Annotated in this window: 10 protein-coding genes; 6 read left to right on the top strand and 4 right to left on the bottom strand. The window is 38.8% G+C overall.

Translation table 11 applies throughout. The features are described 5' to 3' along the window. Window positions 1–10: 10 nt before the first annotated feature. Genes tatA through ACIQXW_RS22550 form a run of 3 tightly spaced genes read right to left on the bottom strand, consistent with a single transcriptional unit; the run spans window position 11 to window position 2,739 of the window. Complete coding sequence (tatA, locus tag ACIQXW_RS22560) at window positions 11–214, bottom strand: twin-arginine translocase TatA/TatE family subunit (protein ID WP_139860418.1); 204 nt, start codon at window positions 212–214, stop codon at window positions 11–13. A gap of 52 nt (window positions 215–266) precedes the next feature. Next, the gene (locus tag ACIQXW_RS22555; protein ID WP_340821350.1) at window positions 267–1,979 is read right to left on the bottom strand and encodes a GMC family oxidoreductase; all 1,713 of its coding nucleotides are present in this window, start codon (window positions 1,977–1,979) and stop codon (window positions 267–269) included. A 19-nt stretch (window positions 1,980–1,998) separates the two neighbouring features. After that, window positions 1,999–2,739, bottom strand: a complete 741-nt coding sequence (locus ACIQXW_RS22550) for a gluconate 2-dehydrogenase subunit 3 family protein (protein ID WP_340821349.1) — start codon at window positions 2,737–2,739, stop codon at window positions 1,999–2,001. A 310-nt stretch (window positions 2,740–3,049) separates the two neighbouring features. Here ACIQXW_RS22550 and ACIQXW_RS22545 point away from each other — a divergent pair, with 310 nt between their 5' ends. Further along, on the top strand, window positions 3,050–5,062 hold the full coding sequence (locus ACIQXW_RS22545; RefSeq protein WP_402765722.1) for a methyl-accepting chemotaxis protein: 2,013 nt from the start codon (window positions 3,050–3,052) through the stop codon (window positions 5,060–5,062). Window positions 5,063–5,196: 134 nt separating this feature from the next. Here the strand turns inward: ACIQXW_RS22545 and ACIQXW_RS22540 are convergent, their stop codons facing one another. Beyond that, on the bottom strand, window positions 5,197–6,402 hold the full coding sequence (locus ACIQXW_RS22540) for an alanyl-tRNA editing protein (protein WP_402765719.1): 1,206 nt from the start codon (window positions 6,400–6,402) through the stop codon (window positions 5,197–5,199). A gap of 161 nt (window positions 6,403–6,563) precedes the next feature. Between ACIQXW_RS22540 and ACIQXW_RS22535 the strand changes: the two genes are divergently transcribed. The 5 genes from ACIQXW_RS22535 to ACIQXW_RS22515 all read left to right on the top strand — a co-directional run bounded on the left by ACIQXW_RS22535 (window position 6,564) and on the right by ACIQXW_RS22515 (window position 12,063). After that, window positions 6,564–6,851: a DUF6509 family protein gene (locus ACIQXW_RS22535; RefSeq protein WP_340821346.1), complete on the top strand. Its 288-nt coding sequence runs from the start codon at window positions 6,564–6,566 to the stop codon at window positions 6,849–6,851. Window positions 6,852–7,218: 367 nt separating this feature from the next. Further along, window positions 7,219–8,553 (top strand): FAD-dependent oxidoreductase, encoded by a 1,335-nt coding sequence (locus ACIQXW_RS22530; protein WP_340821345.1) that lies wholly within the window; start codon window positions 7,219–7,221, stop codon window positions 8,551–8,553. Window positions 8,554–8,579: 26 nt separating this feature from the next. After that, complete coding sequence (locus ACIQXW_RS22525; RefSeq protein WP_402765715.1) at window positions 8,580–9,053, top strand: glutathione peroxidase; 474 nt, start codon at window positions 8,580–8,582, stop codon at window positions 9,051–9,053. Between the two features lie 387 nt (window positions 9,054–9,440). Beyond that, window positions 9,441–10,208 carry an ABC transporter ATP-binding protein gene (locus ACIQXW_RS22520; RefSeq protein ID WP_401022003.1) on the top strand — a complete coding sequence of 256 codons (768 nt, stop codon included), beginning with the start codon at window positions 9,441–9,443 and terminating at the stop codon, window positions 10,206–10,208. After that, window positions 10,195–12,063, top strand: a complete 1,869-nt coding sequence (locus ACIQXW_RS22515; RefSeq protein WP_402765712.1) for an FtsX-like permease family protein — start codon at window positions 10,195–10,197, stop codon at window positions 12,061–12,063. Before ACIQXW_RS22520 ends, ACIQXW_RS22515 begins: the two co-directional genes overlap by 14 nt. The last annotated feature ends 1 nt before the right edge of the window (window position 12,064 follow it).

Raw genomic sequence — 12,064 nt, 5'->3', positions numbered from 1 at the left:
AGGAAACCTCCTACGAAACGTCAGATTTTTTTTCTATTTTTTTCGCAGGTTCTTCGTCGTCATCCATTAACCCTTTTGTTGACTTTTTAAACTCTGCGAACGTCTTTCCAACTGCACCACCGATTTCTGGTAATTTTTTTGGACCAAAAACGATTAGTACAATAACTAAAATAATAATTAAACCAGGAACTCCGATTGCTCCAAGACCGCCCATGGCGTCATCCTCCTATTAAATAATTTTTTTGGTGCATTTAAAATGACAAACCTTACACTAAAGAACCACCTGATTTGCTATATTTCAAAATACCTTCTGCACAGCGATAAGCTAATGCGCCAAGGGTACCTGTTGGATTATAGCCACTATTGTGAGCAAAGCTTCCGGAACTTAAAGCGAAAAGATTCTCTACGTCCCAATGTTGTAGATAGTTGTTCACAACGCCCTTATCAGGTGTTGTGCTCATTACTGTACCACCAGTATTGTGTGTCGTTTGATAAGGTACAATGTTGTAATCTGTAATTTCCGCATTTGGTACAATAGTTTTTGCGCCCATTTCTTTCATAATGTCAGCAGCACGAGCAGAAACAAATTTATGGAGCGCTCGATCCTGATCAGTGAAATTGTATGTTAATTGTAAAAGCGGTAAACCGTACGCATCTTTATAATTGGAATCAAGTGACAGGAAATTTTCTTTATGCGGCATAGATGCCCCCTGTGCACCAATACCAAATGAACGTGTATAGTAATGAATAGACTGCTTTTTAAATTCCGGTCCCCATGTAGGCGTATCCGGAGGTGTTGGATTCGATCCAATAGGGCGTGCACCTGTTTGAGTGAGTGCGATATTACCACCATGGATAAAATCTAACTCACTATGGTCAAAGTTATCCCCATTGTAATCATCAATACTCATACCGAGAGAACCTGCACCCATAAATGTGTTGTATTGGTCATCAAAGAATCCTGTAGCACCAGGTAAAATTTGATAGCAATAATTTCGACCTAACGTTCCCTTGCCTGTTGTTGGATCATACAGTTGACCAATGTTAGAAACCATTAGTAGTTTGGCATTGTTAAAGACATAGCTTGTTAATACGACAATATTCGCAGGTTGAATAAATTCCTCCCCAGATATCGTGTCAATATATCTTACGCCAGTCGCTTTGTTGCCTTGTTTTAAAATTTCTACAACGTTTGAATTGTAACGTAGATCAAAATTTCCAGTTTTTAAAGCAGTAGGTATTACTGTAATTTCCGCGGAAGATTTTGCGCCATATTCACAACCGAAACGCTCACAGAAGCCACAATATTGACAAGCATTAATTGTTTCACCGTCTGGATTTTTATAGACTTCTGATATGTTAGCAGAAGGGACCATATAAGGTGATAATTTTAGATTTTTTGTTGCTTTCTCAAATTGTTGTAGCATAGGCGTCATTTTCATAGCAGGCGTTGGATAAGCACTTGAACGTTTCCCTGCAAATGGATTTTTATCATCGCCTGAAATTCCAGTTGTTTTTTCAAATTTATCAAAATAAGGCTCTAATTGATCGTAATTTAATGCCCAATCCTGTATTAAATAATCTGGACCTAATTTGTTAGCACCATAACGTTCATCTGTCAGCGTTTTAATTTGAAAGTCGTATGGTAAAAATCGGTAGGTCATGCCGTTCCAGTGCGTTCCAGATCCCCCAAGCCCCTCACCTAATAAAAAGGACCCAAGTTGACGCATAGGTAAAGCTTGCATCTTACGATTATTACGGAAAGAAACTGTTTCCTTTGACAGATTTTGCATTAAATCATAGCGAATTGCATAGCGATATTCGTCATGAATATTTAAAAAATCCTCCGTGCCACGCTTCTGACCTCGTTCTAAACCAACTACCTTTAATCCAGCTTTCGAGCACTCAGCAGCGACAATGCCACCTGTCCACCCTACACCTACTGTTACAACGTCTACACTTGGTAATGTTGTTGCCATTTATAAAACCCCCCTTAAATTAATGGTTGCCTAATTGATTTGGTTCAATTTTTTGGAACTTAGGATCTTCAATCATTGTGATATACGCCATCTGATGACCAGGGAAGTTCTTCATGCGCCATCCTTCCATGTTACGGTTTCCGCCATATAAAGGATCTGAATATGCCCCCTCTAAAGTAGCAGCACGTAATAAGGTGAAGAAGAAAGCTGATGTTACGCCATACATTTGGACTTCACCCTTTTGAAAGGCTGTTAATATTTCATCCATTTGCTTGCCCTCTAATTCGTTAAAAGGCTTTTTAAAGCGACTTTGAGCTTCTGTCTCCATTAAAGTAACGCCTTGTTTGAAAATTTCTGCACGAGTTAAACGACTTTGATAACCTTGTGTTGGGGCACCCTCCCCAAAAGGACCATGCATATATTCCTTAGAGTTACTTCCATATTGTCCAGCTAACTGATGATCAATAAAGTAAGGAACATCTAAATCAATCGCACCTGGACCTAAATCATCTTTAGGGAAAATGCGTTCAGTAGCATTCGATAAAATAGTAAAATCGCGGTCGTTCATGAAAAACATTTTAGCTTTAGGTGCAGCAGCTTCATTTGTAGTTCCGTTGCCATGCTCTAATGTAGAAGTACCTTTACCGTTAATGTTATAGCCAACAAGACCACCTATTAATCCACCACCGACTAATGTACCAGCTGCAATACCTGTTGTTTTTAAAAAATCACGACGTGAGACATTATTATCTGTACTCATAAAAATCCTCCCCTCCAAGAAGTAAATAGATTGTGTTCTATCTTTTATAATCAGCAAAAAAACCAAATTATAATCAATTTGCCATGGAAAAAGTTTAAATTTTACCCAACGAAATAGACTATTAAATAACAATTTAGAAAGAGTGTGGATAAAATGTATTAGACTATAAGCACTATGCTTATGATGAAAAATACAAATTTAAACAATTTTTATTGTTAATGGAAAAGTTTTATTGACTTCTAGTTTTCGTGACCTTACTCTGAAGGAGAAGGGCAAAAAGTTACAAAATTTTAAACAAAATATTGGAGAAATGAGCAAATTAAATATGTGGATTAAAGGTATTGGTGGTAAATTAGTTGTAGCAATTATCGCTTTAGTATTTGTGACATGTGGTACGCTTGGATTTTCTACATGGTGGAATAGTACAAAAGCAGTTGAGGAACAGGTCCGAGAAAATTTAATATCTAGGGCAGAAGATGTATCAAAATACATAGAAGAACACTTCCAACTAGCATTAGTAGAGGTAGAAGCCATTGCGGAGCAAGCAGCTATCCGTAATATGGACTTTGAGGAGCAAAAGACATATTTAACGAAACGTTTTAAGGATAGTAAAAATTATTTGGGCTTTGGTATTATTACGTCAGATGGAATAGCTCATTATTTAGATAATACAACAGCTGATTTAGGTGATCGTGAATATGTAAAAGAAGGTTTCACTGGCAAGACAGTTATGTCGGAAATCACGATAAGTCGTGTAACAAATGAGCCAGTTATTTTAATTGTCGCACCTATTGATACAGTAACAGGGGAAAAAGCATTATTATTAGCACGAATAGATGGTTATTATTTATCCAACATTGTAGAGGACATTAAAGTTGGAAAAAATGGCTATGCCTTAATGTTGGACGCTAAAGGTACTGTTATCGGGCATAAAAATCACGCACTTGTAAAAGAGCAGGTCAACGCAATTGCTGCTGCTGAAAAATCTGGTGAAATGACAGGTGAATCATTAGCAGCACAAGAAATGATTAATAATTCAAATGGATATTTTGCCTTCGATACAAAGGGAGATGGCAAAAATTTAATGGGGTACCACACATTAGATAATGGTTGGAAGATGGGGGTAGTCGCATTAGAAGATGAAATGCTTTCAGGGCTTTCACAATTGAAAACAAACTTCATTATCATGACTATTATTGTTTCGATTTTGGGATTGTTGATTTCGTTTGCGATTTCGCGATCTGTAAGTAGACCGCTGCGTCATGTGCTTCGTATTAGTGAAGGGTTATCTGAAGGAGATTTTACACAAGAAATACCTGATAAATATTTGAAGCGTATTGATGAAATGGGTACTCTTGCGCGTGCATTAAATAGAATGGCAGACAATATGCGAGAGATGATATCACAGGTTGGCAAGGAAGCAACGACGGTAAATGAGGCATCTTGTGAATTAATGGGTGATGTGCATGATGTGACAAAGCATTCTAAGCAAATTGCAGCTGCAATAGGTGAAGTAGACCGTGGAGCACAAAGTCAAACGGCAATGGCTGAAGAAGGTGCATCAGCTATGGAGCAAATGGCATTAGGTATTCAAAATATGGCAGAAGTCGCTTCGACGATAGCATCTAATACTGATTTTATTTCCGAGAAAATAAGTGAAAGTAATGGAGCCGTTAAACAATCTATTACACGTATGGATGAAATACAACGAGGAACAGCTGTAGAGCTCGACATTATCCGTAAGTTAGAACAAGAATCAAAAGAAATAGAACTGATTTCTAAAATGATTACTGATATTTCAGATCAAACAAACTTACTTGCCCTTAATGCCTCAATTGAAGCTGCACGAGCAGGGGATGCAGGTAAAGGCTTTGCGGTGGTAGCGGAGGAAGTAAGAAAACTTTCGGAGCAAACAGCGGGGTCTGCCGCGCAGATTAATGTATTAATTGATAGAGTACAAGCTTATACATTAGAGGTCGTGAAAGCAGCAGAGAGTGGCGAAGTGAATGTAGCCCGAGGGTTAGTAGCTATAGAGGCAGTAGGAGAGCGCTTTGAAGAAATCGTACATGCTGTTGGTGAAATAGCAGGTCAAATTGAGGAAATGAATGCTTCGGCAGAGCAAATGTCAGCCAATACGGAAGAGGTTTCAGCTTCAATGGAAGAAATGGCGGCAACAGCACATGCTGCAAGTGATTATGTATCTGAAGTGAAAAATGCAACATCTGAGCAAATGAAAACTGTGGAGACGATGAACGATCAAACTGTAAAAATGTCTGAAATGGCAAATCGCCTACATGGAGCAATCCAAAAATTTAAATTTTAAGCGCCCAGAACAAAAGAGAAAAGTGTTAGATTGATTGCAATCAATCTAACACTTTTTTTATGCCGTTGTTTTCTGTGGAGGCGGATATTTTCCACTCAACGGCACGTATTGTATTTTCCCGCAGAAGAAAGTATTCAGAATTGTTTGGGTGTCTGGCACTTCAGTGCTTCTTGCATAGCAGTGAGCAGTTGCTCGCGGGAAATTATGCGCTCGCCGCCGCCTTGCACCATTTGATCACTGCCGCCACCTTTACCATTAATGAATGGCAAAACTTTTGCAGCAAGGTCTTTCATGCTTGTTTGTACTTGGGCACCACGCGTCGCAACAAACTGTAGCTTGTCTTCATTTTCTGAAACGAGTAGTGCGATTGCATCCGAACGTTCAGCTACTATAAAACGAGCCAATTTTTGAAGCTCTTGTATCGAGCGATCATTAAAGGAAGCAGAAATAATATAGTTGTCACTAGATGCCAATGTTTTCGCTTCAAAGGCAAGCAATTCTTCCTTTGCCGCTACAAGTGCCTTTTCAGTCGTTTTTTGAGTTGCTAGTAGTTTTGCAAGCGCAGTAGCTGCTTCGGTTTCAGGTACACTTAATTGTCTCGCAACATCGGCAAGTACAGTTTTCCTCATCGCTAGCTCTGCTAAAACTCGCTGACCACATACAAAGGACACACGCACATTGCCCTTCATTTTTTCGGTACTTAAAATTTTAATAGCGCTGACTTGCCCTGTTGATGTCGGGTGTGTACCACCACAGCCATTGTAGTCAAAATCAGGAATAATGACTAAACGAATATCTCCTGTGACTGCTACCTCTTTACGCAAGTTGTAGTTACCAAGCTCTTGTTCTGTAATCCATTTTGTTTCAATTGGACGATTTTCTAAAATAATATCATTTGCTCGAGCTTCAGCCGCTGCAAGCTGTTCGCTTGATAGGGTGTCGACAGCAATATCAATAGTTACCTGTTCACTACCGAGGTGAAAGCTTACTGTTTGTGCATCAAAAAGTTCAACAAATGCTGCTGTTAAAATGTGCTGTCCAGCGTGCTGTTGCATATGGTCGAATCTGCGCTCCCAATTCAATTTACCATGCACTTCACCAGATAAAGCAGAAGCATCACTCTCGATATAATGACGTATTTCATCATCAACTTTTTCAACATCAATTACGTTAGTATTGTTTATCGTTCCCGTATCATGTGGCTGACCACCACCTGTAGGATAAAAGGCAGTGTTAGAAAGCACAACGTACTGACGTCCATCATCCTCAATGCCAGTACGTACAACTGTTGCTGTAAATTCACGTAGCATAGTGTCTTGATAATATAGTATCTCTTTCATTAAAAAGCCCCCTTTATGTAATTTGATTTAACTTGCATTGCTAAAAGTTTTACTTTATTGTGGCATAATTGCTTGTAGGTGTATACAGGTTTTCTAGTTGACCCATGCTGAAATTGATTTATTATAGAAAAGAATAGGTAAAGATAAAGGAGCTAGTATAAATGGATATTACACAATTTTCAATGGAAGAAATTTTAGATCCTACAAATATTATTGAAGGTAAGCGCTATGAGTTTATTTTAGATGTAGATATTGATGAAGAGGATGAGCTGTACCATGAAGCGGGTATTGAAATCCGTGTTTTAATTGGCGAAAAAGAAGGTGCGCCCTTTATTTTAAATTACTTCATTATGGAAAAGGCAAAGGGAGAGTATTTAGACTTTGCGCTTGAAGATGAAGAGTTAGAAGAGATTTTAACGTTCTGCAAAGAAGAAATAGCAAAAGCATAAGTACTTAAACAGGTAAAGGAAAACAATTGTTTTTCTTTACCTGTTTTTTGTAGAAAGGAAATAACCTGTGCAAAAAGTTGATTCATTTGTTCCTCTCATAGCGCACATGACCTTTTAAAAAAAGGTAGTACTGGAAACGTGCATTTGTAATTAGCTTTTTGATAACATTGATTTATTGAGTTGCAAAGTAATAGGTTTTTATCGCTTGATTTACAGTGCATATCAATGGCTATAAAGCAAAGAAGCGTTATGACAATTTTATATTCTATGTGAGAGGTACTATTTGCTATGTAAGTGTCGGAAAACGTCAACTACATAGTTATGAATACTGAGATTAAGTGGTAATAAGAAAAAGGGGGCTTGTAGGATGAAATTCGTAATCATTGGGGGAGATGCGGCAGGAATGTCCGCCGCTATGGAGATTTATAGGAATGTACCAGGGGCAGAAATTACCTCTTTAGAGCGTGGATTTATATATTCATATGGACAATGTGGATTGCCTTATGTAGTAGATGGGCGGATTTCATCAACAAAGCGCCTCATTGCGCGAGATGTTGAAACATTCCGTGATAAATATGGGATTGATGCGCGAGTTGGACATGAGGTCGAGCATATCGATGTGGAGAACCAGCTTGTTGTGGGTACACAAGCTTCAGGTGAACCATTCGAGATTGCATACGATAAACTTCTTATTGCTACAGGAGCAGATCCAATTATCCCTGTGCAAAAAGGTGCTGACTTAGCAGGTATTCATAAAGTTAAAACAATACCTGAATTAGAAGATTTACTTGCAGATTTAACACCAAATATAGAGCAGGTCACTATTCTCGGTGGGGGCTATATCGGACTTGAAATGGCGGAAACAATTCGGGCATGTAATAAGAAAGTACGACTTATACAGCGAGGCAATCAAGTCGCCAATATTTTAGATGAAGAGCTAGTTAAGCATGTTCATGAAGAGGCAAAAAAGCAAGGCATTGAGCTACTATTAAATACAAATGCCGAAGCGTTTGAAGGCACTACACGTGTTGAACGGATCAAAACAGATAAAGGTACGTTAGATACTGATTTAGTTATCGTAGCTTCAGGTATTAAACCGAATACGCAATTTTTAGATGGGACAAATATTGTACTAGCTAAAAATGGTGCCATCGTCGTTAATCGTCATCTAGAGACATCCGTTGAAAATATATACGCTGCTGGCGATTGTGCAACTCACTTTCATATCGTTAAAGAGCGCTTAGATTATGTACCACTTGGAACGACGGCAAATAAGCAAGGGCGCTTAGCAGGGCTTAATATGTCTGGGAAATTTGCACCGTTTCGTGGTATTGTCGGCACCTCAATACTGAAATTTTTTGATTTAACAATCGCCACGACAGGCATTAATGAGCGCACTGCAAAAGAACTTGGATTTGAGTATGAGGCATATAAAATTTCTGCACGTCATATTGCAGGTTATTATCCAGGAGCCCAGCGGATGTTTATTAAAATTGTTGTGCGAAAGAGAGATCAGCAACTTTTAGGTGCACAAATTGTTGGACCTGCTGGTGTGGATAAACGCATTGATGTCTTTGCTACAGCTTTATACAATAAGATGACATTACCTGATTTACTCGATTTAGATTTAGCCTATGCGCCACCTTTCAATGGCGTGTGGGATCCATTACAGCAAGCTGCAAGAGTAAATGCACGTCTATAATATAATGACAAACAGGGGGAATAAAAATGAATATTTATGATATTAATGTAGCTTTAGAGGATGGAACAGAATATAGCTTAGAGCGTTATAAAGGCAAGGCATTGTTAATTGTCAATACCGCAACGAAATGTGGTTTTACACCGCAGTTTGAGGAGTTAGAAGAGCTCTATAAAAAATATCATGATGAAGGACTAGTTGTGCTCGGCTTCCCATCAAACCAGTTTAAGCAAGAGGTAGAAACTGCGGAAGAAGCTGCATCACAATGTCGTTTAACATACGGAGTAACGTTCCCAATGCATGAAATGGTGAAGGTGAATGGCAAGGAGGCACATCCTGTTTTTAACTATTTAACGACGCATTCTAAAGGCTTCCTTGGTAGTAGTGTGAAATGGAACTTTACAAAGTTTTTAGTAAATCGCAATGGAGAAATTATCAAACGATACGGCTCTGCTGATAAACCAAGTAGCATTGAGGAAGATATTAAAAACGTACTAGCTTAGAGCACGAAGGGGAAAATATAATAGATGACTACTGTCGCCGTTGATTTCCGCTACGGGCGGGCGCTTTCCGCGGGCACACCGTAAGCCGCAACCCTCGCTAACGCGCGGTTTGTTGCGTCTTACGTGCTGTGCTGTTCCCGCTGGAGTCACCCGCCCTCCGCTCCAATCAACTGAATAAGTTGGTATAGACTTCGCATATTACACCATCCAAAACCAATAAAATCAAAACGACAAAAGGTATTAAGCAAAACTTTTTGATACCTTTTGTCTAGTTTGAAGCATGCACATGAAGTGCATGCTTTTTTTGATTTAAGGTTGTTGTAAGCTTGCGACAATTTTGCTGTAAGTTTGGGGTCGTATACTGTAAACAGAAAGAGGTGAGCGTATATGACGCCATTATTAAAGGTACAAAATGTAAGAAAAACATACGGCAAAGGCGCGAATACATTTACAGCGCTTGAAAATATAACATTCGAGGTTGAACAAGGTGAATTTGTCGGTGTGATGGGGCCTTCAGGGGCAGGGAAATCGACGCTCTTAAATGTTTTAGCGACAATTGATACGCCAACAACAGGCGATATTGTAATAGGAAATACAAATTTAGCACATATGAAAGATACACAGTTAGCAGATTTTCGTCGTGATAACTTAGGCTTTATCTTCCAAGATTATAATTTGCTTGATTCATTAACAGTTCGCGAAAATATAGTACTACCACTTGCCATTGCGAAGGTGCCACAGAAGGAAATTGCTCTAAGAGTAGAGCGTATTGCACAGTTGTTTGGCATTAGTGATCTACTAGATAAATACCCTTATCAAATTTCAGGTGGTCAAAAGCAAAGAACAGCATCATCACGTGCGTTAGTAACAGCGCCGAAGCTTATTTTTGCGGATGAGCCAACAGGCGCACTCGATTCAAAATCTGCAACAGATTTATTGGAAAGTTTAAGTGATTTGAATCAATCTCATGCCGCAACGATTATGATGGTCACGCATGATGCATTTGCAGCAAGCTTCTGTCAGCGTATTCTCTTTATTCAAGACGGCAAGCTTTCCAAGGAAATTCATCGTGGGGTACAGACGAGAAAGCAGTTTTTCCAGGAAATATTACAGGTGCTTGCAGGCATCGGAGGTGGAGTAAATGACGTTATTTAGTTTGGCGCGTAAAAATATTCAGCGTAATTTGTCGAATTATTTTTTATACATCGCCTCAATGGTATTTAGCATCGTGATTTACTTTACATTTGTCACGTTAAAATACAATGACGATCTTGCAAGCTCAACAGGTATGTCGCAGCAAATTAAAGGACTAATGAGTGCATCGTCAATTGTACTATTATTTTTCATAGTAATATTTATCGCGTATTCTAATTCATTTTTTATGAAGAAGAGAAAAAAAGAAGTAGCACTCTACTCGCTACTAGGAGTACGTAAACAAAAAATAGGTCTAATGCTCTTTTTCGAGAATTTAGTTATTGGGCTCGTATCACTCGTTTTAGGTATAGTAATAGGCTTTTTTATGTCGAAGGTGTTATTAACAATTTTAGTACGACTGATGGGCTATCAAGTCGTGGCAAATTTAACATTCACCCCTGAAGCAGTGCTTCAAACAGCAGGCATCTTTGCCATCCTATTCCTATTTACATCTTTACAGGGCTACCGTGTTATTTATCAATTTAAATTGATTGATTTGTTCCATGCAGAGAAACAGGGGGAGAAAATTCCACGTGCATCGTTTTTAGTGGCAATTGTAGGGACAGCACTTATTGCATTTGGCTATTACACAGCGTCTTCTAATATTTTCACAAGTCCTATTTGGAAGCTGTTTACAATCATAGGGACACCACTTTTAGTAATAGGTGCAACAATAGCGGGGACATATCTACTGTTCCATAGCGTGAGCGTTTTCGTACTGACAGCTTTGAAAAAGGCAACATCTTGGTCTTGGAGAGGTTTGAATTTAATTGGCGTTTCGCAGCTATTATATCGAATACGAGCAAATGCCAAATCGTTGTCCATCATCGCGATTTTAAGCGCAACAACGATTACTGCCGGTGGTGGCGTATTTGGCTTGTACTACAATACAGAAGCAACGGTGCGCCACGTGCTACCAAACACATTTATGTGGAAAGGTGAAGCTGTTGAATTTGACCAACAGAACGTATTGTACAATGAATCCATTCATGCAAAAAATTTGCGCGTCGATAATGAATTTGCTTTTTTTGAATATACATTATTGAAGGAATCTGATTACAATCGTTTAGCCATATTACAAGGGACAAATCGTGAGCTGCATATTGCAGACGGTTCAGCTGTACTACTAGATGTTAACTTTGATGAACGTTTTTCACATGACTTTACGGGTGAAAAATTTAAATTGCAGAGCGGGGAATCTTTTCATATCGACAAAATGTATACAGATAGTGTGCTAAACTTTATTCCAGCTGGCACGGTGCTTGTCGTAAACGATCAAGCATTTGATGCGACAAATGCGGAAGGTGTGACAATGCAGGCTGTTGGCATGGACAATGATTTAAAGCAGCAAAATGTATCTAAACAAATATATGAGCAGCTATCTACTGAGCAACAAGAATGGTTTTCAAGTGTTCCTCAAAGCTATGAGGATAGCCTAGGTACTGTAGGTTCATTACTGTTTGTAGGAAGCTTTTTAGGATTAGTATTTTTAGCAGCTACGGGAAGTATTATTTATTTTAAAGTGTTAACAGAAGCAGAAGAAGATCAGGCGAAGTATGCCGTATTAAATAAAATTGGTGTGAATAGCAGGCAAATATTGAAGACAGTTGCAGGACAGGTTGCGGTCATATTTAGTGCACCTCTTGTTGTCGGCATCGCACACAGTGCTTTCGCGCTTCTAGCATTTTCACAATTATTTAATATGGATATAACGAAGCCCGTTATATTATGGATGGTTGCATATTCAGTCATTTACGGCTTGTATTATCTCTTTACTGTACGGTCGTTTTATAAAATTGTGAGACAGGGGAATTAAT

Source organism: Lysinibacillus sp. NPDC097162 (assembly GCF_044762185.1).
GTDB lineage: Bacteria > Bacillota > Bacilli > Bacillales_A > Planococcaceae > Lysinibacillus.
Note: the sequence above shows the minus strand (reverse complement) of the source record. Positions and strands in the feature narration are given on the sequence as shown.